At 70.2% G+C, this 24504-nt stretch carries 21 protein-coding genes and 1 pseudogene; 4 read left to right on the top strand and 18 right to left on the bottom strand.

The features are described 5' to 3' along the window. Nucleotides 1-32: 32 nt before the first annotated feature. Nucleotides 33-1040 carry a Gfo/Idh/MocA family protein gene (locus D5S19_RS28145; RefSeq protein WP_199730744.1) on the bottom strand — a complete coding sequence of 336 codons (1008 nt, stop codon included), beginning with the start codon at nucleotides 1038-1040 and terminating at the stop codon, nucleotides 33-35. Beyond that, nucleotides 1037-2062 (bottom strand): LacI family DNA-binding transcriptional regulator, encoded by a 1026-nt coding sequence (locus D5S19_RS28150; protein WP_120026381.1) that lies wholly within the window; start codon nucleotides 2060-2062, stop codon nucleotides 1037-1039. The genes D5S19_RS28145 and D5S19_RS28150 overlap by 4 nt, the downstream gene beginning before the upstream one ends. Nucleotides 2063-2188: 126 nt before the next feature. Between D5S19_RS28150 and D5S19_RS28155 the strand changes: the two genes are divergently transcribed. Then, nucleotides 2189-3082 (top strand): sugar phosphate isomerase/epimerase family protein, encoded by an 894-nt coding sequence (locus D5S19_RS28155; RefSeq protein WP_120026382.1) that lies wholly within the window; start codon nucleotides 2189-2191, stop codon nucleotides 3080-3082. Between the two features lie 120 nt (nucleotides 3083-3202). Further along, nucleotides 3203-4462 (top strand): acyltransferase family protein, encoded by a 1260-nt coding sequence (locus tag D5S19_RS28160; RefSeq protein WP_233574213.1) that lies wholly within the window; start codon nucleotides 3203-3205, stop codon nucleotides 4460-4462. Here the strand turns inward: D5S19_RS28160 and D5S19_RS28165 are convergent. Together D5S19_RS28165 and D5S19_RS33645 are read right to left on the bottom strand one after the other, a co-directional pair. Further along, nucleotides 4446-4934: a hypothetical protein gene (locus D5S19_RS28165; protein ID WP_120026383.1), complete on the bottom strand. Its 489-nt coding sequence runs from the start codon at nucleotides 4932-4934 to the stop codon at nucleotides 4446-4448. The genes D5S19_RS28160 and D5S19_RS28165 overlap by 17 nt on opposite strands. Beyond that, nucleotides 4931-5818, bottom strand: coding sequence for an ATP-binding response regulator (locus D5S19_RS33645; RefSeq protein WP_120026384.1), 888 nt, complete (start codon nucleotides 5816-5818; stop codon nucleotides 4931-4933). The genes D5S19_RS28165 and D5S19_RS33645 overlap by 4 nt, the downstream gene beginning before the upstream one ends. 122 nt (nucleotides 5819-5940) lie before the next feature. Here D5S19_RS33645 and D5S19_RS28175 point away from each other — a divergent pair, with 122 nt between their 5' ends. Beyond that, nucleotides 5941-6675: an SGNH/GDSL hydrolase family protein gene (locus tag D5S19_RS28175; RefSeq protein ID WP_120026439.1), complete on the top strand. Its 735-nt coding sequence runs from the start codon at nucleotides 5941-5943 to the stop codon at nucleotides 6673-6675. A 6-nt stretch (nucleotides 6676-6681) separates the two neighbouring features. Here the strand turns inward: D5S19_RS28175 and D5S19_RS28180 are convergent, their stop codons facing one another. Next, complete coding sequence (locus D5S19_RS28180; RefSeq protein ID WP_120026385.1) at nucleotides 6682-7737, bottom strand: NAD(P)-binding domain-containing protein; 1056 nt, start codon at nucleotides 7735-7737, stop codon at nucleotides 6682-6684. 158 nt (nucleotides 7738-7895) lie between these two features. Here D5S19_RS28180 and D5S19_RS28185 point away from each other — a divergent pair, with 158 nt between their 5' ends. After that, nucleotides 7896-9113: an NAD(P)/FAD-dependent oxidoreductase gene (locus D5S19_RS28185; protein ID WP_120026386.1), complete on the top strand. Its 1218-nt coding sequence runs from the start codon at nucleotides 7896-7898 to the stop codon at nucleotides 9111-9113. Between the two features lie 1053 nt (nucleotides 9114-10166). Here D5S19_RS28185 and D5S19_RS33930 read toward each other — a convergent pair. The 13 genes and pseudogenes from D5S19_RS33930 to D5S19_RS28250 form a co-directional block, all read right to left on the bottom strand. Further along, nucleotides 10167-10629, bottom strand: a pseudogene (locus D5S19_RS33930) (SRPBCC family protein); the annotation flags it as partial. A gap of 75 nt (nucleotides 10630-10704) precedes the next feature. Next, entirely contained in the window at nucleotides 10705-11556 is an 852-nt protein-coding gene (locus D5S19_RS28195; RefSeq protein WP_120026388.1) for an FAD binding domain-containing protein, read from the bottom strand. Beyond that, nucleotides 11553-13943 carry a xanthine dehydrogenase family protein molybdopterin-binding subunit gene (locus tag D5S19_RS28200; RefSeq protein WP_120026389.1) on the bottom strand — a complete coding sequence of 797 codons (2391 nt, stop codon included), beginning with the start codon at nucleotides 13941-13943 and terminating at the stop codon, nucleotides 11553-11555. Before D5S19_RS28200 ends, D5S19_RS28195 begins: the two co-directional genes overlap by 4 nt. Then, entirely contained in the window at nucleotides 13943-14458 is a 516-nt protein-coding gene (locus tag D5S19_RS28205) for a (2Fe-2S)-binding protein (RefSeq protein ID WP_120026390.1), read from the bottom strand. Before D5S19_RS28205 ends, D5S19_RS28200 begins: the two co-directional genes overlap by 1 nt. 327 nt (nucleotides 14459-14785) lie before the next feature. Beyond that, nucleotides 14786-15898 carry an XdhC family protein gene (locus tag D5S19_RS28210; RefSeq protein ID WP_120026391.1) on the bottom strand — a complete coding sequence of 371 codons (1113 nt, stop codon included), beginning with the start codon at nucleotides 15896-15898 and terminating at the stop codon, nucleotides 14786-14788. Further along, nucleotides 15891-17006 (bottom strand): vWA domain-containing protein, encoded by a 1116-nt coding sequence (locus tag D5S19_RS28215; RefSeq protein WP_120026392.1) that lies wholly within the window; start codon nucleotides 17004-17006, stop codon nucleotides 15891-15893. Before D5S19_RS28215 ends, D5S19_RS28210 begins: the two co-directional genes overlap by 8 nt. Before the next feature lie 898 nt (nucleotides 17007-17904). Next, a complete protein-coding gene (locus tag D5S19_RS28220; RefSeq protein WP_120026393.1) occupies nucleotides 17905-18783 on the bottom strand; it encodes an AAA family ATPase in 879 nt (292 codons plus the stop codon). A 709-nt stretch (nucleotides 18784-19492) separates the two neighbouring features. Then, entirely contained in the window at nucleotides 19493-20089 is a 597-nt protein-coding gene (locus tag D5S19_RS28225) for a nucleotidyltransferase family protein (protein ID WP_120026394.1), read from the bottom strand. A gap of 14 nt (nucleotides 20090-20103) precedes the next feature. Next, a complete protein-coding gene (locus D5S19_RS28230) occupies nucleotides 20104-20910 on the bottom strand; it encodes an IclR family transcriptional regulator domain-containing protein (protein WP_120026395.1) in 807 nt (268 codons plus the stop codon). A 10-nt stretch (nucleotides 20911-20920) separates the two neighbouring features. Continuing rightward, nucleotides 20921-21301: a hypothetical protein gene (locus tag D5S19_RS28235; protein WP_120026396.1), complete on the bottom strand. Its 381-nt coding sequence runs from the start codon at nucleotides 21299-21301 to the stop codon at nucleotides 20921-20923. A gap of 81 nt (nucleotides 21302-21382) precedes the next feature. Continuing rightward, nucleotides 21383-22564: a thiolase family protein gene (locus tag D5S19_RS28240; protein WP_120026397.1), complete on the bottom strand. Its 1182-nt coding sequence runs from the start codon at nucleotides 22562-22564 to the stop codon at nucleotides 21383-21385. Continuing rightward, the gene (locus D5S19_RS28245; RefSeq protein ID WP_120026398.1) at nucleotides 22561-23316 is read right to left on the bottom strand and encodes a CoA-transferase subunit beta; all 756 of its coding nucleotides are present in this window, start codon (nucleotides 23314-23316) and stop codon (nucleotides 22561-22563) included. Before D5S19_RS28245 ends, D5S19_RS28240 begins: the two co-directional genes overlap by 4 nt. After that, the gene (locus D5S19_RS28250) at nucleotides 23313-24122 is read right to left on the bottom strand and encodes a CoA transferase subunit A (RefSeq protein WP_120026399.1); all 810 of its coding nucleotides are present in this window, start codon (nucleotides 24120-24122) and stop codon (nucleotides 23313-23315) included. Before D5S19_RS28250 ends, D5S19_RS28245 begins: the two co-directional genes overlap by 4 nt. Between the last annotated feature and the right edge of the window lie 382 nt (nucleotides 24123-24504).

Here is a 24504-nt window from a genome sequence, read left to right on the forward strand (position 1 = left end):
GATGCCACCTGATAATCCTGCTTACCACCTGGTCACGGGCACGCCCGGAGTTCGGCCGGACCCACCGGACGGCGCTCCCGGCGGGACAGCTCGCAGGCTTCGGCGACGCGGAACGCTTCGAGCGCGTCCGCGACCCCGGCCGGGCTCGGCCGGGTACCGGCCGCGACCTCCAGGAATACCCGCAGCTCCGCGGTATAGGCCGCGCGAAACCGTGTCATGAAGCCGGGGTACGGCGGGCCGGGCAGCGGCGCCACCCCCGGCTCGACTGTGCGAAGTGGAGCATGATCGTCGAGACCGACCACCGCGTTTCCGGCCGAGCCCAAAGCTTCGAACCGTACGTCGTATCCCGCGCCGTTGTACCGGGTCAGGGAGACGGTGGCGAGCGTGTCGTCGTCGAGAGTCAGCATGACCGCGGCCGTGTCCACGTCGTCGGCGTCGGTGAAGAACCGCTCGCCTTTGTTGCGCCCCACCGCATAGACCTCGGTCACTTCCCGGCCGGTGACCCAGCGGATGATGTCGAAGTCGTGCACCCCGCAGTCGCGGAACAGGCCGCCGGACCGCGGCACGTACTCCACGGGTGGCGGCGCAGGGTCCAAAGTGGTCGCCCGTACCGAGTGCAGCCAGCCCAGCTCACCGCTGTCCACGGCGGCCTTCGCGGCCTGGTATCCCGCATCGAACCGGCGCTGGAAACCGATCTGCACCGGCACTCCGGCATCGGCGACCCGGTCGAGCACCGCGCGGGTGCCGGCGATGTCCGAGGCGACCGGCTTTTCGCAGAACACCGGGATCCCGGCGTCGACCGCGCGGATGATCAGCTCCGGATGCGCATCGGTGGCCGCGGTGATCACCAGCCCGTCGAGCCCGGCATCGAACAGTGCGTCGAGCCCGTCTGCCGCTGCCACGCCGAGCGCGGCCGCGGTCGCCTGCGCCCGCGCGGTGTCGACGTCGGCCACCACCACCGAGGACACCTCGGCGAAGCCGCGCAGCGTTTCCGCGTGGGCGGCACCGATCCGCCCGGTGCCCGCCAGTCCCACCCTCATCCTCGTCCCGTCCGATCGTGGTCCGCGGTGGTGTCGCGCACCACCAGTGACGGGTGCAGCAGGTGCCGCACCGGCTCGGTCCGCTCGCCGCGCACCCGTTCCAGCAGGGTCTCCAGGGCGAGCCTGCCCATTTCCGTGCGCGGCTGGTCCACTGTGGTCAGACACAGGTGCCGAAGCGCGGCCAGCGACGTGTTGTCGTAGCCCACCACCGAGATGTCCTCCGGCACCCGCAATCCGTGTTCGGCCAGCGCGGAGATCGCCCCGACCGCGTTGAAGTCGTTGCCCGCCACCAGCGCGGTCGGCAAAGCCGCTCCCGGGTAGCGGGAAAGCAGCTCCTGCACCGCCTTCTCCCCCGCGGTGTCGGTGTGCTCGCTGCGCACCACGCGCACCACGATCGGCTCCAGCCCATGCCCGCGCATGGCCCGCTGGAACCCACGGCGGCGAGCGGCGGCACCGGCCGCGCCCCCGCCGTCCAGATGCGCGATGCGGCGGTGGCCCCGGCGCACGAGATGCTCCACCGCCAGCGCCGAACCGGCCTCCCCGTCGTCATTCACCGTGTCCACACCACGCGAACGTGAGGTGCGCGAGACGAGCGCCACCGGGCACTGGCGGGCGGCGGCTTCGATGGCGGCGGCCGGAACCACCGGCGACAGCAGCACGATTCCCGCCGGGCGGAAGGAAAGAAGGCTGCGCAACGCGGCCTGCTCACGCGCGGGCACCCGGCCGCCGGTGGTGAGGATGAGTTCGAACCCGGCCGCCCGGGCAGCCGCGTCCAGGCCCTCGACCACGTCCGCGAAGAACGCGTTGCGCAGATCGTTGACCAGCACACCGACCACAGTGGACGTCCGGCTCGCCAGCGAGCGGGCCATGACGTGCGGCGAGTACCCGAGTTCCCCGGCCGCGGCGAGCACCGCGGCACGCCTTCGCGCGGAGACCTTCGGTGAGTCGCGCATCACCAGTGAGACCAGCGCACGGGAGACGCCGGCGCGCGCGGCGACGTCCTCCATCGTGGGTTTCCCCATCCGCGGCCTCCCGGCTGGATCTTCCGAAGGCGAACCGGCCCTTGACTCGCGGTTCCGGACGCTACAAGATTGGAGCGCTCTAATCAATCGCACGTCCGGCCGATCCCGTGCGGTGGAAAGGGATTCATGACGACCGCGCGGAAGCTGCGGGTCGCGGCCGCGCCGATCTCGTGGGGGGTGTGCGAGGTGCCCGGCTGGGGCCGTGTGCTCGATGCCCCGGCGGTGCTCGGCGAGATGGCCGGGCTCGGCATCACCGCGACCGAACTCGGCCCGCCGGGCTACCTGCCCCGCGATCCGGGCGAGCTCAAGGCCCTGCTCGGCGGGCACCGGCTGGAGCTGGCCGGCGGATTCCTCGCGGTCACGCTGCACCGGGACCCCGACGCCGCCCTCGCCGAAGCGGCCGGGTCCGCCGCGCTGTTCGCCGCGTGCGGGGCCGAAGTGCTCGTGCTCGCCGCGGCGACCGGGCTGGCCGGTTACGACGAACGGCCCGCGCTCGACGAGGCCGAATGGTCCACTTTGGTCACGACAGCGGCGCGGATCGCGGAGCTGGCCACGGGCCACGGTGTGAAGACCGTGCTGCACCCGCACATCGGCACGCACGTGGAGACCGAAGCCGAGGTGGAGCGGTTCCTCGCCGATTCGGCTCTGCCGCTGTGCCTGGACACCGGGCACCTGCTGATCGGCGGCACCGACCCGGTCGCGCTCGCGCGCAGACACCCGTCACGAGTGGGCCATCTGCACCTCAAAGACGTGCGCGGCGAGCTGGCCGCGGCCGTGCGAGCGGGCGAACTCCCCTACGCCGAGGCCGTCGGCCGGGGCCTCTACGTCCCGCTCGGCGAGGGCGATGTGGACATCGAGGCGGTGGTCCGTTTCGTCGACGAAGCGGGCTACGACGGGTGGTACGTGCTGGAGCAGGACACCGCGCTCGGCGAAGGCAGCCCCGCGGACCGGCCGGGACGGGACGTCGCCACCAGCCTCGCCTATCTGACCAGGATCACCGCCGGACTGGGCCGGAAGTAGGAGCGCGCGGCGCTCCGCCTGATCGCCTGCATGGGGTCGAGACGTGTGCCGAGCCGGTCACGACACAACTGCGACCTGACGAGGACGGCTCCGCCACCGCGGCACCCCACCCTCGAAGCCATGCCGGACGCCGAGCCACCCACCATGCCGATGCCCGCGTACCTGCCGAGGCCGGGCACCGAGGCGCATCTCCCCTCCGTCGGCGAGATGACCAGGCCGATCCACCGCGCCGCCCCGCATCTCCCCGCGCTCGACGGGATCCGCGGGGTCGCGATCTTCGGCGTGCTGGTGTTCCACACCGGAAATCTGCCCGGCGGCTTCCTCGGCGTGGACCTGTTCTTCGCGCTCTCCGGGTATCTCATCACCGGACTGCTGCTGCGCGAGGTCCAGGCCACCGGCCGGGTCTCGCTGATGTCCTTCTGGGGCAGGCGGATCCGCCGTCTCTTCCCGGCGCTGGCGGTGCTGCTCGCGGTGGTCACCGTGGTGGTGCGGCTGGTCGCGGACCCGACCATGGTGCGTTCGACGCTGTCCGACGGGCCGTGGGTGCAGGCGAACCTCGTCAACTGGCATCTGCTCGCCGAATCCGCGACCTACTGGGACCGGTTCGGGCCGAGCCGGGTGTTCGAGCACTTGTGGAGCATCGCCGTCGAAGAACAGTTCTACGTGGTGTGGCCGGTGGTCGTGCTGATCATCGCCGCATTCACACGGCGGGTAGCCCCCCGGATCGCGACGGTCGCGATGGTGGCCTCGGTCGCGTCGCTGGTGCTGATGGTCCTGCTCGTCGACCCGGCGGATCCGACGCGGGTCTACACCGGCACCGACACCCGTGCGTTCTCGCTGCTGCTGGGCGCCGCCGTCGCAGTCGTGCCGCTGCGCGCCGGACGATGGGGCCGCTTCGCGCTCCCACTGCTGGTCATCGGCATGGCGACGCTGTGGGCCTTCGCGGACGGAACCACTTCCGGATGGCTCTACACCGGCGGTCTCTTCGCGCACTCGCTCGCCGCGGCCCTGTTGATCGGCCTGGTCGCACTCCAGCCGCGGGCGCTGGTGTCCAAAGCCTTCGCCGCCCGTCCCCTGCGGTGGCTCGGGCGGATCTCCTACAGCCTGTACCTGTGGCACTGGCCGGTGTACGTGCTCCTCTCGCCGGAGAGGATCGGGCTCGACGGCTGGCTGCGGACAGTGGTGGTCATCGCCGTGTCGATCGCACTGGCCGCGCTGTCGAAGTACTTCGTCGAAGACCCGATCCGATTCCGCGCGCGCTGGGCGAAAGGCCGCCCCGGCGTAATGACGTTCGCAGCCGCGACGGTGGCCCTCATCCTGGTGTGGGTGCTCGTGCCGGAGCCCCCGGCACCCGGGATCGACCTCAGCGGCCTGGGCTGATCAGCGGGCAGGTCCGCCGCACGTCCGAGGCCGGGGTGGGCTGGATGAAACTCACCTGCACCTCGGTCGTGCGCGGCCCGCCGCTCTGGACATACACGCCGAGCGCGGTGCAGACGATCTGGTCGATGCCGAGCGGCGAGAGGTTCTGCACGGTCAACGGCACCGAGATCTGGATCAGGCCCGGCGCCATGGTCACCCGGGACTGGGGACCCGAAATGTCCGCGATCTCCGTATGCAGGCCCGATGACGTGCGGCGACCGGGATTCAGCAGCAGGGCCAGCGCGTCCGAGATGGTGCCGAGCTGTCCGCCCAGGCGCAGGTCCGGCTGGAGCTGCTGGTGCTCGTCCACGAGGTACAACGTGACCCCCGGGGCCACCCCGGTCGGCGCCTCCCCTCCCGGCGCCGGACCGGCGGGCTCGACCCCGCAGCCAGCCAGCAGCAGGACGAGCAGCAGTGGCCAGACCCGTTTCACCGGTTCTCCCTCGGCAGTTCCAGCACGAACCGGGCGCCGCTCCCGGTGTTCTCCGCGATGAGCGTGCCACCGTGCAACCGGACGTTCTCCAGCGCGATCGCCAGCCCCAGCCCGCTGCCGGGCGTGCGCACCCGCGCCGCGTCGGCCTTGTAGAACCGGTCGAACACGTGCGGCAGCACCTCCTCGGACAGGCCCGGACCGTGATCGGTGACCTCGATCCGGACCTTCTCGCCCGGGGCCGAGACCCGCACCGCCACCGGCGGGGCACCGTGGCGCAGCGCGTTGCCGACGAGGTTGGCCACGACCACGTCCAGGCGCCGCCGGTCGGTGCCCAGATAATCGTGCTCCCAGACCTCCTCCAGCAGCTGCTGGCGGGAGAACACCCGGCCGGGGCCCCGGGAGACGGTGAGCAGCAAACGCAGTTCGGTCGGCGTGAGCGGCACCTGCTCGCCACACAGTGAAACGGTCAGCGAGGCGGTGTCGATCCGCAGGTCGCCGTGCATGCGGACGCCCTCGCCGCTGCCTTGCGTCCGGCGCAGCACCGCGCGGATCCGCGCGTCCAGCACCGTGGGCTGGGCCGGTTTGATCACGTAGTCGTCGGCACCGGCGGCCAGCCCGCCGACGACGTCGAAGTCGTCACCGCGCGCGGTGAGCATGATGACCGGGACGTCGCCGGCGCGGCGGATCCGGCGGCACACCTCGAACCCGTCGATGCCCGGGAGCATCAGATCGAGTACCACCAGGTCCGGGGTCGCGGCGACGAACGCGTCGAGGCCGGCCTCCCCGGTCTCCGCGGTGCGCACGACGTGTCCGTGCCGGGACAGCGCGAGTTCCAGCCCGCGCCGCACCAATGGATCGTCCTCGATGAGCAATATCGCCACCACCGGTCCAGTATGGACAATGCCCGCCCGGCTCGCCGCGAGCAGGCGGGGGTTCGAGGGGCTTGCGACAGAACCGGGACATCGCGGAGGGCAGGCCGGGACGCACGCCCGGCACCGTGATGGTCATGATCAAGCCTCGAATGCTCGTACTCGCCCTCGCCGGGCTGCTGCTCACCGCGTGTTCCCAGACCTCCACCGCCGAGGGCGGCCGCGGCTCCAGCCTGCCGAAGACGCTCTTCCTCGGCGACTCGGTCGCGGTCGGGGAAGCCCTGCCGATGAGCGCCGCGTTCAAGGCCACCGGTGCCGAGTTCGAATCGATCGCGACGGAGGGCGGCGGCAACGTGGTCGGCCCGTCCTCGGAGGAGAGCTGGCCGGACATCGAGAAGAAGATCTCCTCGGCGAAGCCGGGCCTGGTGATTTACCAGTCCACCAGCTACGACTGGGGCAGCAAACAGGACCAGCAGGCAGGCTACGAGAAGCTGGTGACCACCGCCCGCAATGCCGGCGCCAAGACGATGTTCGTGACCATGCCGCCGATCAAGGCCGACGACTTCTACAAGGACCACATGACCGAGCTGGCGCAGACCACCGAGGTGGCCCGCACGGTCGCGGACGGTTCCGGCGGCCAGGCCGTCGCGCTGGACGCGAGCCCGGTCTGGGGTTCGCAGTACGAGCAGAACAAGGGGGGCAAGGCCGACCGCAGCTCGGACGGCGTCCACACCTGCCCGCAGGGCGCGGCGCGGTTCACCCAGTGGCTGCTCACGGAACTGACCAAGCAGTATCCCGGCTTCCACCCGGCGGCGCCGGACACCTGGGCGAACACGGGCTGGTCCGCCGATCGTCACTTCAAGGGCTGCTGACCGGGGTCATTTCCCCAGCAGCCGCCCGATTTCACGCACCGCGGCACGACCGGCGCGATTAGCGCCGATGGTGCTCGCCGAGGGGCCGTACCCGACCAGGTGCAGCCGCGGTTCGGCGAGCACCCGCGTGCCGTCGAGCCGAATCCCACCGCCGCGCGTACGCAGGTGCAGCGGCGCGAGGTGGTCGATCGAAGCGCGGAAACCGGTAGCCCACAGGATGATGTCGGCGGGCGCGAAGCGGCCGTCGGACCATACGACGCCTTCGGGGACAAGGCGATCGAACATCGGCTGACGGTCGAGATAACCGGCGGTGCGGGCCGCGCGGACCTCGGCCGTCACCGCCAAGTCGGTCACGCTCACCACACTCTCCGGTGGAAGTCCTTCGCGTACACGGCGTTCCACCTTCGCCACCGCGTGCCGTCCCCAGTTCTCGCTGAACGGTTCGTCACGCCACACCGGCGGACGACGCGTGACCCAAGTGACCGACTGGGCAACGGGCGCGATCTCCATCTGCAGCTGCACCGCCGACGCACCACCGCCGACGACGACCACGCGGCGCCCGCGAAACTCCTCGGCGCCGCGGTAGTCGGCGGTGTGCAGCTGCCGCCCGGCGAAACTACCCGGGTAGTACGGAAGGAACGGACGGTCCCACGTCCCGGTCGCGCTGATCACCGCGCGCGCTTCCCAAGTCTCCGCAGGCGTTTCGACCATCAGCCGCTCCCCCGCGCGACGTACGGCAGTAACGTCGGCCGGACGGCGCACCGGTAGGTCGAAGGTGCGCTCGAAGCGAGCGAAATACTCCGAGACGACTTCGCTCGCCGGGCGCGTCACGTCAGGCATGCCGAAAGCCATCCCGGGCAAGTCATGGATGCCGTGCACCTTGCCCAGTACCAGTGACGGCCACCGGTACTGCCAAGCTCCACCGGCGCATTTGCCGTGGTCGAGCACGACGAACCCGCTGTCGTTGGCGAAACCCGCGCGGCGCAGGTGATACGCCGCCGAAAGCCCGGCCTGGCCGGCCCCGATCACCACGACGTCCGCAGCGTGATCCGCAACAGTCATGAAACGTTCAACAACTTTCGGTGCCGGGTATTTCCCGTATTTCCCCCGACCGGCGGGCCGAATGTCCACACAACGCCGCGATGAGGGGAACGTTGCTCTTTGCCGCATTACGCTCACATCGCGAGATCAAATAACCGTCGAGCGCTGGAAGGCCGGGGATGACCCGAACACACGGACGCCACCGAGTTCTCCTGCTCGGCGCGGGATATCTGTCGATCTGGGCGCATCGCGCGCTCAAGCGCAAGCTCGGCCGCGAGGTCGATTTCACCGTGGTGGCGCCCGCGGACGCGCACGCCTTCCACGGCTGGACCGGCGAGGTACTGTCCGGCGAGCTGCCGCCGCAGGCCCAGCTCAGCCCGATCGCCGAAGCGATGCCGGGCGCACGGCATGTCCGGGGCCTCGCCCAGCGGGTGGACCGCGACGCGCAGACCGTCGAAGTCTCCCTGACCGACGGGGCGACGGAGACCCTGCACTACGACTACCTCGTCGTGGGCACGGGACAGTACGAGAACGTCGACAGTGTCGAAGGGATGCAGGAACACGCCTTCCGGCTGCGCGCGGCCGGCCGGACCGAGGCGCTCGTGACCCAGCTCGACCGGTGCCTTGCGGAGCCTTTGGAGTCCTCGTCACCGGAGCAGCGCAAAGCCTTGCTGTCGGTGGTGGTGGCCGGAGGCGGGCTGGCCGGCGTCGAAACGTCCGTCGCGATCGCCCAGCGAATGTCCCGCGCGGCCGCGGGCGGGCACGAGCTTGCCAAGGTCGTGCTTGTCAGTGCGACGGAACACATCGCCCGGGAGCTGCCGCCCAAGCTTCGCGCGCATGTCCGCAAGGAAATGCGGGCCAACGGAGTCGCCCTGATCGCTCCCGCGCGCGTGGTCTCCGTGGCTCCGGACGGCGTGAAACTGGACGACGGCCGGTGGCTGCCCACCGCGACGGTCGTCGCCGCAGTCGGCCACCGCCCACGTCCGCTGCCCGGCCTCGACGACCTGCCGGTCGATTCCCGGGGTGCCCTGCGGACCGACCGGCTGCTGCAGATCGCGCCGAACATCTGGTGTGGTGGTGACGCCGCGTCGATCCCGCTCGCCTCCGGACAGACCTGCCCCGTCGACGCCGCCTGGGCCATCGGCCAGGGCAGCTGGATCGGCCGCAACATCGCCCGCGCCGTCCAGGGCCGGACGCAACGGGAGTTCACCTGGAAGAGCGTCGGGGTGACCGCCGGTTTCGGCCGCGGGCACGCCGTCCTCGAAGCCTGGGGCATGTCGTTCCACGGTCGCCCGGCGTGGCTTTCCCGCGCGCTGTTCTTCGGGTACTACCTGCCGTCGCGGCCGCAACTGCGCCGCGTGCTGCGGATGCTCCGGAACCGGCGCGGAGCAGGCTGACCCAGCCCGGACTCGGTCCGGTTCGGCTGCTGACGCGGACCGAATCCGGGCTGGTTTCACCGTCGCCGCGAACCGAGCCTGGTCCAGTCCCGCTGCCGACGCGGGCCGGATCCGGTCCAGATTCACCGCCACCGCGAACCAGGCCTGGTCCAGTCCCGCTGCCGACGCGGGCCGGATCCGGTCCAGGTTCACGGCTGGCGCGCCGAACCTGCCGCAGTCCACTATGGACTGGCTTCGGCCGCTGATCGGCACTCACCCCGCGGACAGCGGCAGGCCTGTCCAGACCTGCCGCGACTCGTCGATACAGCGTTCAGTGACGCAGTAACGCGATCGCCGGCCCCAGCGACCGGCATCACCGCTCCACCCCGGCAGCCGACGACCGTTATCACCCGTTTCACCACGAACCGAGCGAGGCATTCGAGGCCCGGCGAAGCCCTCCACGACAGCGTTCAAGCGTTCAACGACGCCGCACCCGGCGAACGATCGCCAGCACCACGGCCAGCACCACCGCACCCCCGACGACCGGGATCACCCGCTTGGCCACGGACCGGCCGGCGTAGTCGAGCAGATCGATCGGCTCCGCCTCACCGGTCGCACCACCCGCGGGGACGCTGCGCAACCGAGGCTTTCCCGAGGATCCGGATCCTCCGGCCTCACCGGCACCGGCAGTGCCGGCCTCCGTACCGGACCCGGACTCACCCACACGGTCAGGACCAGCCCCGCCCGCACCCACGCTCCCAGCCACACCTGCGTCCCCAGCCGCACTCCCAGTCCCACCCACACCCCCAGCCGCACTCCCAGTCCCAGCCGTACCGCCAGACTCTGCAGCACTACCAGTCCCGCCAGTCACAGCAGCCTTACCCATCGCCGCAGCCCCACCAGACCCCACCACGCCGCCAGACTCTGCAACCCCACCAGTCACACCGACCTGACCCGTCGCTGTCGCCTCAGCCTCAGCAGCCCCATCGCTCACACCAGCCCCACCCGCAGCCGCAGCCCGCTCCGCCTCATCGGCCGCCGCGGTCTCCCCCGGAGCCGCCGAACCAGTCGAGCCAGCCGGACCCACCGCGGTCTCCGCCAGCGACCGGGCCAGATTCACCGCGAACGTATCCAGAATCCGCCCGCCCACCTCCGAGATCATGCCGCGGCCGAACTGCGCCGGCCGCCCGGTGATGGCCAGTTCGGTGGCAACCGCCCCGTGCGTGGCACCGCCGGGCTGGCCGGTCAGGGTCAGCGTCACCGTGGCCGCCGCCGTGCCGGCGCCGCGGGAATCCTTGCCGGAGGCCTTGATGACCACCTTGCCGGCCGCTTCGCCCTTTTCCAGGTACTCGCCGTTCCCCTTGTACAGCAACGAGATCGGCCCCATTTTCACCTTCACCGTACCGGCGAAGGAATCCCCCTCCACCTTGGTCAGGGAGGCACCGGGCAGACACGGCGCGACCCGCGCGGGATCGAGGACGGCCTGCCAGACCTCCTCGAACGGGGCGGGCACGGTGAATTCGTGGTCGAGCCGCACGGGCCGACCTCCTCTCCTGCGCAACGCCGGGCAGATCCCTCCACCATACGACGCGACGCCCCGGCCGCCACCGGATCAGCCGACGGCGGCGGTGATCGCCCGTCCGGTGAGGACCCGAGCGAGGTGTTGCCGGTAGGCGACATCGGAGTTGCCGTCCGGGGCCGGACTGGTGCCCTCGGCCGCGTGTGCGGCGGCCGCCCGGATCGTTTCCGCGTTCGCCGGAGCACCGAGCAGCGCCCGCTCGACCGCCGTCGCCCGAACCGGTGTCGCACCCATGTTGGTGAGCGCGATCCGGGCCTCCTCGATCACGCCGCCCTCGGTGCGTACCGTCGCCGCCACCGCGCACATCGACCAGGCTTGCGCCACCCGGTTGAACTTTTCGTAATGCGCACGCCAACCGGTGTGCTTGGGCAGCCGCACCTCGACGAGCAGTTCGTCCGGAGCCAGCGCCGTGGTGAAGTAGTCCTGGAAGAACTCCGCGGCGGGCATCGTCCGCCGGCCGCCCGGTCCGGCGATCACCAGTACGCCGTCCAGCGCCAGGACCGGGGCCAGCAGGTCACCCGCCGGATCCGCGTGCGCGATCGACCCGCCGAACGTGCCGCGGTGGCGCACCTGCGGGTCGGCGACGGTGTCCGTGGCCTCCTTGACCAGCGCCGCGTGCTCGGCGACCAGCGGATCGCGCTGCACGTCGTAGTGCGTGGTCATCGCACCGACCACCAGCGTGCCCTCTTCCTCGCGCACGCCCCGCAGCTCGGCGATCTTGCCCAGATCGACCACTGTGGACGGTGCGGCGAGCCGCATCCGCAGCACCGGCAACAGGCTCTGCCCGCCGGCCAGCACCTTCGCATCCTCACCCGCGGCGGCGAGCGCCTGCACTGCTTCGTCCACACTGGACGGAGCGACGTAGTCGAACGGGGCCGGGATCACTGGGCACCTCCGTCGTTCGAAGCGGTACCGGACTGCACGGCGCGCCACACGCGCATCGGCGAGAGCGGCATTTCGATGTCGTCCACGCCGAACTGCCGCACCGCGTCGACCACGGCGTTGACCACCGCGGGCGTGGACGCGATCGTGCCCGCTTCACCCACTCCCTTGGCGCCCAAGGGATTCGTGGTCGACGGCGTCTCGGTGCGCGCCGTGGTGAACGACGGCAGGTCCGCCGCCGAAGGCAGCAGGTAGTCGGCGAATGTACCGGTGGTCAGCGTGCCGCTCTCGTCGTGCACTGCCTCCTCGTACAACGCCTGCGCGATGCCCTGCGCGAGCCCGCCGTGCACCTGACCTTCCACGATCAGGGGGTTGACCACTTTGCCGATGTCGTCCACGCACACGTACGAGCGCAGCGAAACCCGGCCGGTCTCGGTGTCCACCTCGGCCGCACACAGGTGTGTACCATGGGGGAACGAGAAATTCTCCGGGTCGAAGGTCGCGTCCGAATCCAGGGAGGGTTCGACGCCGTCCGGCAGATTGTGCGCGGCGAACACCGCGAGTGCGATGTCCTGGATCGTGGTCGCCGAGTCGGTGCCCTTCACCACGAACCTGCCGCCGGCGAACTCCAGGTCGTCCTCCGCACACTCCAGCAGGTGCGCGGCGATCGGCCGGGCTTTGGCGACGACCTTCTCCGCGGCCTTGACGATCGCGATCCCGCCGACCACCAGCGACCGGGAGCCGTAGGTGTCCATGCCCTTGTGCGCGGACTGGGTGTCCCCGTGCAGCACCTCGACGTCCTCGAACGGCACGCCCAGCTGATCGGCGACGATCTGGCTCCACGCGGTCTCGTGCCCCTGCCCGTGCGCCGAAGCGCCGGTGGTGACCTCGACCTTGCCGGTGGGCAGCATCCGCAGCGAGGCGTATTCCCAGCCGCCTGCCCCGTAGTCGAGCGAGCCGAGCACCCGCGAGGGCGCCAGCCCGCACATCTCGGTGAACGTGGAGACCCCGATGCCCAGCTGTACCGGGTCGTTCGCCGCGCGCCGCTGGGCCTGCTCCCGGCGCAGCGCGTCGTAGCCGAACAGCTCCTTCGCCTTCGCCGTGGCCGCCTCGTAGTTGCCGGAGTCGTAGGTCAGCCCGGCCACCGTGGTGTACGGGAACTCCTCGTGCCGGATCCAGTTCTTTTCCCGCAGTTCCAGTGGATCCATGCCCAGCTCGTCGGCCAGCTCGTCGATGATCCGCTCGATCGCGAACGTCGCCTCCGGCCGTCCGGCGCCGCGGTAGGCGTCGGTGAGCGTGGTCGTGGTGAACACGTTGGTGCAGGCGAAATGATAGGCCGGGATCTTGTAGATGGCGTTGAACATGAACGCGCCGAGGATCGGCACACCCGGCCCGACCAGTCCGTTGTAGGCGCCGAGGTTGGCCAGCAGCTCGACCTTCAGCCCGGTGAGCGTGCCGTCGGCGTTCGCGGACACGGTGATGTCCTGGATCTGGTCCCGCCCGTGGTGCGCGGCGAGCATCGTCTCGGACCGGGATTCGTTCCACTTCACCGGTTTCCCGAGCTTGCCCGCGATGAGCAGCGCCATCATCTCCTCGGGCAGCACGGCGATCTTGCCACCGAAGCCGCCGCCCACGTCCGGGGCGATCACGCGCAGCCTGTGCTCCGGGATGCCGAGCGTCAGCGCGGCCATCACCCGCAGGATGTGCGGCACCTGGGTGGCCGACCACAGGGTGAGCTGGGGGCCGGTCGGATCGACCACGCACGCGCGCGGCTCCATGAACGCGGGCACCAGCCGCTGCTGGCGGAACCGGCGCTTCAGCACGATTTCCGAGGACGCGAGCGCCTGCTCGACGTCCCCGCCGGTGCCCGCGCCGGCCGAATCGAAGACCCAGACCGCGTTCTTGTTGCTGCCCAGCTCCTCGTGCACCAGCGGCGCGCCCTCGGCCAGCGCCGCCTCCATGTCCAGCACCGGCGGCAACTCGTCGTAGTCGACCTCGATCGCTTCGAGCGCGTCGTGCGCCTCGGCGGCGGACCGGGCGACCACCACGGCCACACCCTCCCCGGCGAAGTTCACCCGCTCGGCGGCGAGCACCGGACGCCGCGGCGCGGCCATGTCCGGGGTGACCGGCCACGCGCACGGCATGCCGATGCTGCCCTCGGGATCGAGATCGGCCGCGGTGTAGACGGCGATCACGCCCGGGAATTCCTTCGCCCCGGACGTGTCGATCGCGGTGATCCTCGCGTGCGCCAACGGGCTGCGGAGCACGGCCAGGTGCAGCATGCCGGGCAACGCGATGTTGTCGGTCCAGCGCGTGCGGCCGGTGATCAGCCGTTCGTCCTCCTTGCGGCGGCGAGCCTTGCCGACCTCGGGTTCCACGGTCGCGGTCATCATTCACCACCCACGCCGACGTGCTTGATCTGTTCGGCCTCGGGACCGGCGCCCGGGCTCATGTGGTCCGCCGCGTCCCGGACCGCGCGCACGATGTTCTGGTAGCCCGTGCAGCGGCAGAGGTTGCCCTCGAGCCCTTCGCGGATCGCCTGTTCGTCCGGATCCGGATTGTCCGCCAGCAGATCGATCGACTGCATGATCATGCCCGGTGTGCAGAATCCGCACTGCAGCGCGTGATTGTCGTGGAACGCCTGCTGGACCGGATGCAGCCGGCCGTCCCGGGAGAGCCCTTCGACGGTGGTGACCTCGCAGCCGTCGGCCTGCACCGCGAGGACCGAACAGGACTTCACGCTGTGCCCGTCCAGGTGCACCGTGCAGGCGCCGCAGTTGCTGGTGTCGCAGCCGACGACGGTGCCCACCTTTCCGGCTCGCTCCCGCAGATAGTGGACGAGAAGCATGCGCGGCTCTACGTCGTCGGTGTACTTCGAGCCGTCGACAGTGACGGTGATGCGCATCAAAGGCCTCCAAGAGCGAATGCCCGCCAGGTCTCGGCAACGCCGGCGGGCCGGTTCGGGAACGGCCAGGCGCGATGGTGATCGGCCTCACATCCGAGCCTGCTACTCCTTCCGCGCGCGGACAAGTCCTGATGTCCCCCGCCGCCCAGCCGATTCCGCATCTGCGCCGGCAATCGCGGTGGAACGCCGCGGATACGGCACTTCGGATGGGTGATTTTTCCGGCCCCCACCTATGCCCTGAAGGCCGTGAAGGGTCCCTTCACGGACCAAGAGACCGTGAAGGGACCCTTCACAGCACCTCAACCATCACCCGCCGGCGCTTCCGCCTCAGTTGTGGATGCGCCCGTTCAACGCGGCCAGCCTGCGCCCGGTGCCGCTCCAGCGCAGCGCGATGATCTCCGCGGCGATGGACACCGCGGTCTCCTCCGGCGTGCGCGCGCCGAGGTCGAGGCCGATCGGCGAGGACAATCGCTCCAATTCGGACTCGGTGATGCCTGCTTCGCGCAGCCGGGCGAACCGATCGTCGTGGGTTTTGCGCGAGCCCATCGCGCCGACGTAACCGACCTCCAGCCGCAGCGCCACTTCCAGCAGCGGCACGTCGAACTTCGGGTCGTGGGTGAGCACCGCGATCGCGGTGCGCGCGTCGATCCGGCCCGCTTCTGCCTCGGCCGTCAGATAGCGGTGCGGCCAGTCGACCACGACCTCGTGCGCATCCGGGAAACGGCTGCTGGTAGCGAAAACCGGACGCGCGTCGCACACCGTCACCTGGTAACCCAGGTAGGCACCCATCCGGGCCATCGCGGCGGCGAAGTCGATCGCGCCGAACACAAGCAGCCGCGGCGGCGGTTCGAACGAATTCACGAACACCGCCATTCCTTCACCGCGGCGCTGGCCGTCCGGGCCGTAGTGCAGCGTGCCGGTGCGCCCCGACGCGAGCAGGCCGCGCGCGTCGTCCGAGACCGCGTCGTCCATCCTGGACGAACCGAGCGAACCTTCGACCCTGTCCGGCCAGACGATCAGGCGCTCGCCGACCAGCCCGGCCGATTCGTGCTCGATCACAGTGACCACGGCGACCGGCTCGCCCGCGCGCACCGATTCGACCACCTGGCCCAGCTCCGGCATCGATGCGCGGTCCACCGGCTCGACGAAGATGTCGATGATGCCGCCGCACGTCAACCCGACCGCGAAGGCGTCGTCGTCGGTGACGCCGTAACGCTGCAGCACCGGCTTTCGCTCGGCGACCACTTCCCGCGCCAGCTCGTACACCGCGCCTTCGACACAACCACCGGACACGCTGCCGGCCACCGTGCCGTCCGGCGCGACCACCATCGAAGCGCCCGGCGCACGCGGCGCCGACGAGAACGTGGCCACCACCGTCCCGAGGCCGACGGTTTCTCCTGCCTGCCAGCGGCGATACACGTCGTCGAGTACGTCACGCATCGGCCATCTCCCGAAGCAGTTGTTCCAACGTCACCAGGCTGTGCCCGGCCAATAACCGATCGATATGGGGAAGGGCGGCGACGATACCGGACTGGACCGGCGCGTAGCCCTCCTTCCCCGCATGGGGATTCACCCAGAATACGGCGTGCGCCAGGCGGCGTAACCTGCCGAGCTGATCCGACAGCAGCCGTAGGTCGCCCCGCTCCCAGCCGTCGGAGAATATGGCGACCACTGCGCGTCGCGCGACGCCACGCTGTCCCCAGCGGTCGAGAAAAACGCGCAGCGTCTCGCCAAGGCGCGTACCGCCGGCGAAATCGGGCACTGCGCTACCCGCGGCGAGCATGGCCAGTTCCGGATCGCGCTGACGCAACTGTCGCGATACCCGGGTCATCCGAGTACCCAACGTGAACACTTCGACCGCTGCCGGCGCTGCTCTGGTGAGTACGTGCGCGAAGCGCAGCAGGGAGTCCGCGTACGGACTCATCGAACCGGAGACGTCGATCAACAACACCACACGCCGCTGCCGCGTGCCACGACGCTGATACGCGAGACGAACAGGCTCACCACCGTCGGCAAGCATCGCCCGCAGCGTGCGCGACGCATCAAGCCGCCCACGATGCGCGGGTACGCGACGCGCAGCCCGACGCCGGGGCAACTCAGGCCGCAAAGTGGCGAGAAGCTCCCGCAAATGCTCACGCTCGGCTTTGCTGAGTTCGGCAAGATCGCGGTGGCGCAAGACTTCATGGTCACTCGCAGCCACCCGCAGCTGCTCTTCGGCTCCCGCGCCCTCCGTCTCCCCTTCCCCACCGGCCACGAGCGGCGCGATTCGCGCACGCCTCGGCACCGGCGCCCCACCCTGTTTCGACGGCCCTTCGTCGACGGAGAACCACCGCGCGAACGCCTCCTCGTACCGCGGCAGATCGTCCGGATCGGCGCACAACGTCAGCCGGCCGGCCCAGTAAACCTGCGTCGGCTGCGCAAGATCAACCTGCCCGACCGCCGCAAGGTAGGCCTGCACCCGACGCGCGTCGACGGCCACCCCCGCCACACGCAGGGCCGCCGCGAACCCGGCAAACCCCGCGAGCGGGTCCGCCCGTTCGGTGTCCATGCCTCCATTGTGTCCCGGGTTCGCCGCGCGGCGGTCTGGGCTGTTGGTGGTCGGGTTTGCTGGTTGGGTCTGCCGCCAGTCTGGTCCGCCGCCAGCCTGGTCTGCGGTCGGCGCGTTTGCTGCACTGCCGGTCTGATCTGCCGCCAGTCTGGTCCGCCGCCAGCCTGGTCTGCGGTCGGCGCGTTTGCTGCACCGCCGGTCTGATCTGCCGCCAGTCTGGTCTGCGGCCGGCTGGTTTGCCTCCGGTCCAATCTGCCGTCGTCAGGTTTGCCGCCGGTCGGATTTGCTGTGCCGCCGGTCTGCGGGTGTCCCTGGCATGCCGTGACTCTGGGTTGCCGTACCCCCGGGCCTGCATCTCCTGCGGCGGTGTCCCCCGGCCTGCTACCCGCCAACCTGGAATGCCCCCTGGTCTGCCGCGTCCCCCGCGTGCCGTGTCGCCGACCTGCGGTGTCGCTGGCCTGTGCGTCACCGACCTGCCGTCTCCCCGGCGTGCTGCATCTTCGGTGTCCCTGGCCTGCGGTGTCCCCGGCCTGCGGTGCCGCCAGTCTGCTGCGTCCGCGATCTGCGGTGCAGCCGGTCTGCCGCGTCCCCCAGGTTGCCCTACCCCCCGCCGCAGCGTCGCCGGTCGCGGTACTGCCGGACTGCTGTATCGCCGGCCTGCGCTCCGGGTGGTGGTGGAAAAGGCGGTCCGCGCCGCCGTTCCCGTGCGGAAACGGCGGCGCGGACCAGGTGCTCTTCACGGCGGCCGGACCCGGGAACCCCCGGGTGGGCGCGAAGAGCGTGCTTGCCCTGCCGGCGATTCCGGCAGGAACGGATGGCGAAGGGATTTCTCCAGGCTTGCGGGCACGTCCAGCATGACCGAGCCGCCGGACCCGGGTCAACGCGTTTTTCCGTCGGTTCAGGCAAACAGAACGTCCAGTTTGGCCCGTACCCGATCCAGGTCTTCGCTGTACTTGAGCACCGCGCCAAGCGTGCGCGCCGCTGTTGCCGTGTCCAGTTCGTCGCGGTCCAACGCCAGCAATGCCCGCGCCCAGTCCAGCGATTCGGCGGTCCCGGGCGGTTTCAGCAGTTCCAGATCGCGGAGCCGGTGCACCGCCTCGGCGACCTGCCGGGCGAGCGTCTCGCCGAGCCCCGGTACCCGGCGGCGCAGGATCCGGATCTCGCGAGGGAGGTCGGGATGCTCCAGCCAGTGGTAAAGGCACCGGCGTTTGAGCGCGTCGTGCACCTCGCGCGTGCGGTTCGAGGTGAGCACCACCAGCGGGGGTTGCTCGGCACGGATCTCGCCGTACTCGGGAATCGTGACTGCGTATTCGTCAAGCAACTGCAGGAGGAAGGCCTCGAACTCGTCGTCCGCGCGGTCGATCTCGTCCACCAGCAGTACGCACGGCGCGTTGGTCAGCGCCTGCAGCAACGGCCGGGCCAGCAGGAACCGCTCGGTGTAAAGCGACCGCTCCGCGGTGTCCGCGTCCAGCCGCCCGCCCTCGGCCGCTTCAAGCGCCCGCAGGTGGAGCAGCTGGCGCGGAAAATCCCATTCGTACAACGCCTGCGCAGCGTCGATCCCCTCGTGACACTGCAACCGGACCAACGGCAACCCGAGCCCATCAGCCAACGCGAGCGCCAACGAGGTCTTACCGGTCCCCGGCTCCCCCTCGCAGAACAACGGCCGCCGCAGTCGCAACGCCAGAAACCCGGCCGTCGCCACCCCTTCATCGGCGAGATACCCCACACCGTCCAGCGCGGCGATCAGTTCCTCAGGCGAGGCAGGAGAGGCGGTCACGCCGTCGATCGTAGGGCCGGACGGGGTCCTGGCGCTGTTTCAAGCCCGGCCACCCCTGAGCGCCGGGAGACTCGGGTTCTCCGGCTGCCGACGTGCTGCCCTACGCTGACCCGGCCGTGCACCGATGGTGCCGCACTTCGGTCCGGCCGCGCATCAACGGCCCCGGCTCGGCGCGAGAACCGGTGTGCCTCCCCAAGCCGGCCCGGCCCGGCCCAACCCGACTTGGCCCGGCCCAGCCCGGCGCCCGGCTCGGCCTGGCCCAACCCACCTCGGCCCGGCCCGCCGCCGCAGCGCAGGATCGCTCTACCTCAGCGCAGCCGGAAACCAGCAGCCCGGCCCCGACCCGCCGAGTGACGGCGGCCTCCGCCAAACCTGGTGCGGCGTCCGATGCTTCATACCCCATCAGGCACCGGCGGCCCACCCCCAATCTGATGCGGCATCCCAGCCCAGCCTGACCAAGCACTGTCCAGCCCGCCCCGCCCGCCAGGCATCAACTCTGCGCACGAGGCGGTCACCCGGCATCGCCACCAGAACACACCCGCCACTGCACCCACTGACACGCAGCCCACCCGCCGTGCACCGCCGCAGCCCGATGCCCTCACAGAGCCCGCCGCCCATGACCCCGCCCAGCCGTGCACCGCCAATGCCCAACCGGACAAGCCGGAACGAGCCCGGACGAGACCCGTCCCAGACAGCGACGCGGACCCGGTCAGTCCTCCGCAGCGCCGGGCCATTCGAGGTCTGCCGGGCGGTCGACGTCGCGCCCGGTACCCAGGTCGCCACATTCGACGAGGCGTACGTCGGTGCGGGGCTTGAGCCAATCGCGGGCACCACGGTCACCGGTCGCCGCGGCGGCGATCTCCGGCCACCATCGGCGGCCGAACAGGACCGGGTGGCCGGGCACCCCGTCATACGCAGCGCGAGCCACCGTGGCCTCCCCCGCTCCGGCGAGCACCCGCCGGAGCGCGGCAGGCGGCACCCACGGCAGGTCGACCAGGTGCACCAGCACGGCGACAGCGCGCGTCTCCCGGTCGATCAAGTGCCCGAGACCGGCAGCGAGCGATTCCCCCATCCCCTCGCGCCATCGGGTCGCCTCGATGACTTCGAGATGGTCCGGCAGCAGCCGACGAACCTCGCCCGCGGCCGCCCCGACCACCACCCGCACGGGTTCGCACCCGGCTTCGGCGAGCGTGTGGACGGCTCGCTGCACCAGCGCTTCACCTTCGAACTCGACAAGCGCCTTCGGCTTGCCGAACCGCCGCCCCGCACCGGCGGCGAGGAGCAGCCCGGCGACCGGTTCAGCCATACGCTGCCTGAATCTCAGCCATGTGCGGCCTGGGATGAAGCGGTCAGCCGCAGGTCGGCCGAGATGGCGGCAGCGGTGGCCAGCAACGGGGGCACGAGGTCGTTGCGCGCGGTCTCCGCAGAGGTACGGCTGGCGTGCGTGGAGATGTTGATCGCGGCCACCGCCCGTCCTCTGCTGTCCCGGATCGGGGCGGCGACCGAGCGCAGTCCTTCCTCGAGTTCCTGGTCGACCATGGCCCACCCTTGACGGCCGACGACGGCCAGCTCGGCGTTCAGCGATTCGCGGTCGGTCAGGGTGTTCTCGGTGAGCCGCTCGAAATCGGTGACGATCAGGAAGGCTTCCAGCTCGACCGGCGTCATGTCGGCGAGCAGCACGTGCCCCATCGACGTCGCGTAGGCCGGAAACCGGGTGCCGACATTGATGCTCACCGTCATGATCCGCGACACCGCGACGCGGGCGACATACACGATGTCCGGGACCTCCAGCACGGACACAGAGCTGGATTCGTGCACCTGCGCCGAAAGCCGCTCCAGATGGGGTTGCGCCACGTCGGCAAGGCTCATGCTGGACAGGAACGCGTACCCCAGCTCCAGCACCCGCGCCGTGAGCGAGAAGTACTTGCCGTCCGTGCGCACGTAACCGAGGTCGACGAGGGTGAGCAGGAAGCGCCGCGCGGCTGCGCGAGTCAGCCCGGTGACGCGGGCGACGTCGCTGAGCGTGCGATGCGGCGCCTCGGCGCTGAACGCCTTGATCACCGATAGCCCACGTTCCAGCGACTGCACGTGGTGTGCGCCGCGTTCGGCCGGCTCCTCGGAATCCATGCCCCGAACCTTATCCGGCCGGTCGCCAGGCCGCGGCTTCTCCCAGCTCGGCGCTGGTCCGCAGCATGATCGCCCAGGCTCGGCCGACCGCCGGCACACCGGTGTCCAGCAGACCTTCACCGACCTCGTCCGCAGTAATCCCGTCGCAGCGCACCGCGTGACCTGCCGTCACCAGCTCTTCGTGATAGCGCGACACGGAGAGCCGACTTCGGCCGAGGGTCCACGCATCCAGCTCGCCGCGCATCCGCGCCTCACCCGAAACCCACCTCGGTGAGGTCTGCCGGGACCGACTGCCGAACTCGGTAGCGTCCACCACAGCACGAACCTTGTAATCCATACCCAGCGCCTCGCAGCGAACACGCAGACCCGCCTCGTGCCGGTCTCTGTCCATTCAACCTCCGTGATCGGTTCGGGAGTCAGCCCGCCCGAAATAGCCCGGCTGCCACTCTGTGCGGCCGGTTGTCCTCCCTTCTCAGACGTTCTCGAGGACGACCGCGAGACCCTGACCGACGCCGATACAGATCGCCGCGACCCCCCACCGTCCGCCGGTGCGGCGCAGCTGCCGGGCGAGCGTGCCGAGAATCCGGCCGCCCGACGCAGCGAGCGGATGCCCGATCGCGATCGCGCCGCCGTGCACGTTCACCAGCGCCGGGTCGAGTTCCTTCCACTCCCGCAGGCAGGCGAGGGATTGCGCGGCGAACGCCTCGTTGAGTTCCAGCGCCGCCACGTCGCCCCACCCGATCCCGGCCCGTTCGAGCGCGAGTTCCGCGGCCCGTACCGGCCCGATGCCGAAGAGGTTCGGATCAACCCCGGCCGCGCCCCGGCCGGCGATCCGGGCCAGCGAATCCCGGCCCAGCCGCCGCCCGGCCTCCTCGTCACCCAGCAACAGCATGGACGCCCCGTCACTGAGCGGCGACGAGTTGCCAGCGGTCACCGTGCCGCCCTCGGCTTGGAAGGCCGGTTTGAGCTTGGCCAGCTTCTCCGTCGTGGAATCGGGCCGGATACCTTCGTCCCGGTCCAGCTCCGCGCCCTCGACCGGCACGACGTGGTCGGCGTAGAACCCTTCGTCCCAGGCGCGGGCCGCGTTGCGGTGACTGCGCACGGAGAACTCGTCTTGCTCGTCGCGGCCGATGCCGTAACGCCCGGCGAGGTACTCGGTGGCCTCGCCATTGGAGATCACGTACTCCGCGGGCATCGCCGGGTTGACCATGCGCCACCCGAGCGCAGAGTTGTACAACGTCTGGTTGGCGGCCGGAAAAGCCTTGTCCGGCTTGGCCATCACCAATGGCGCCCGGCTCATCGACTCGACTCCGCCGGCGGCGATCAACGAGGCGTCACCGACCTGGATGGTCCGGCTCGCGTGCAGGACCGCGTCGAGCCCGGACGCACACAGCCGGTTGACCGTCGCGGCCGGGACCGAAGTCGGCCAGCCGGCGAGCAGCGTGGCCATCCGCGCGACGTTGCGGTTGTCCTCACCCGCCCCGTTCGCGTCGCCGAGCAGCACCTCATCGACAGTGCCGGGGTCGAGGTCGTTGCGCTGGACGAGGGTGCGCAACAGCCCGGCGGCCAGGTCGTCGGGCCGGGTCTTCGCCAGTGCGCCGCCGTGGCGGCCGAACGGAGTACGGATCGCGTCGAACAGGTAGACGTCGCTCATTCGCCGGCCTTCTTCAGTGCGCGGAGCAGGGACAGTTCATCTTCGGTGGGTGCGGGGGTGGTGATCAGGTTCTCGGCCACTTTCAGGGTCCACCCGGTGGCCTCGACGACTTCCACCGGCTCGATCCCCGGGTGCAGTTCGGTGAGCGTCAGCTCGGCGGTCTCCGGATCGGGCCGCAGCAGCCCGAGATCGGTGATCACGAGGGTCGGCCCCGCCCCGCGCAGGCCGAGCCGCTCCCGGTCGCCACGCCCGGTGCCGTGGCCGAACGACGTGACGAAATCGACCTTCTCCACGAACGTTCTGGTGTTCTGCCGCAACACCACGAACACCTCCTTGCAGGAGGCCGCGATTTCCGGCGCCCCACCCGCTCCGGGCAGGCGCACCTTCGGATTGTGGTAGTCGGCGCCGATCACCGTGGTGTTGAGATTGCCGAACCTGTCCAGCTGCGCAGCGCCGAGGAAGCCGACATCGATCCGGCCCGGCTGGAGCCAGTAGTTGAACACTTCGGGCACACTCACCACCGCATCGGCGGTCTCGGCCAGTTCGCCGTCACCGATCGACAGCGGCAAGCGCGCGGGTTTCGCGCCGAGACAACCGGATTCGTAGATCAACGCGAGGTTCGGCGCATGCGTGCGGCGCGCGAGATTCGCGGCGGTGCTGGGCAGCCCGATGCCGACGAAGCAGGACATGCCTTCACCGAGCGCACGGGCCGCAGCAACGCTCATCATCTCGTCTGCGGTGTACTCGTTCATGCGTTCACTCCGGTCAGCCCGGCCAGCCAGCGGGTGAATTCCTCGCGGTCCCGCCCGATGGCGTCCCACGCCTGATAGGCAGCGTTGTCGCGCTCGTAATAGCCGGCCGCGTAGGACGGCCTGGCGCCACCCGGCACCTCGGCGACGGCAGTCACCGCCCAGCCGGGCAGCACGAGTGCCCCCGGCCGCGGTTCCAGCTCGTCGACGATCTCTTCCACGGTGACCAGCGACCGTTTCGCCGCGAGTACGGCTTCCTTCTGAATCCCGGCGATCCCCCACAGCTGCACGTTGCCCATCCGGTCGGCGCGCTGGGCGTGCACGATCGCGACATCCGGGTTCAGCGCAGGAACCGCGGTGAGCCGCTCTCCGGTGAACGGGCAGGTGATCGGCTTGATCGTGTCGGTCTGCGCGGGCAAGTCGGTGCCGGTGTACCCGCGCAGCACGGCGAACGGCAGCCCCGACGCACCGGCGACGTAGCGATTGGCCATCCCCGCGTGACTGTGCTCTTCGATTTCCAGGGGTACCGGCCAGGAGTGCTGTACGGCGTCGCGAAAGCGGTGCAACGAGCCGACGCCGGGATTGCCACCCCAGGAGAAGATCAGCTTGCTCGCGCATCCAGCGCCGATGAGCTGGTCGTAAACGATGTCCGGGGTCATCCGTATCAGGGTGAGACCCGTGCGGCCCTGCCGGATGATCTCGTGACCGGCCGCGACCGGGATGAGGTGCGTGAACCCCTCGAGCGCGACAGTTTCCCCGTCGTGCACCAGCGCGGCGATCGCCTCGCCGAGCGACAGCACCCGTGCCATCTCGAGCCCTTCCCTTGAGGTCTTCTCTGCGGTAGCCTGTTCGCATAGCGCACAGACGTTCTGATGGAGAACATAGCACGGGGCGACCGGAGGGGAAAGGGAGAAGAGGTGGGACCAAGCGGAGTGAGCAGCAGAGTGAGGTGAGCGGGCGGCGGCGATTGTTTCGGTGATGTCTCTGGTGATCGTGGCGCGGATGTATTGAGTGGAGGTGGTGCTGAGGCTGTTGATCGGCGTGGGTGCCGGGCAGCGGCTGCGACGCGGCTTACGAACGCAGGGCGATGGTGTGGAATGGGCGACACCGCTCTTCACCACGGGTGACGGCAGCGAAACGCCGGGCGAGGCCGGAGGAGACGTTGGTACCAGTGCTCGCCGGCACGAAATG

This window comes from Amycolatopsis panacis, assembly GCF_003600245.1.
Classification (GTDB): domain Bacteria; phylum Actinomycetota; class Actinomycetes; order Mycobacteriales; family Pseudonocardiaceae; genus Amycolatopsis; species Amycolatopsis sulphurea.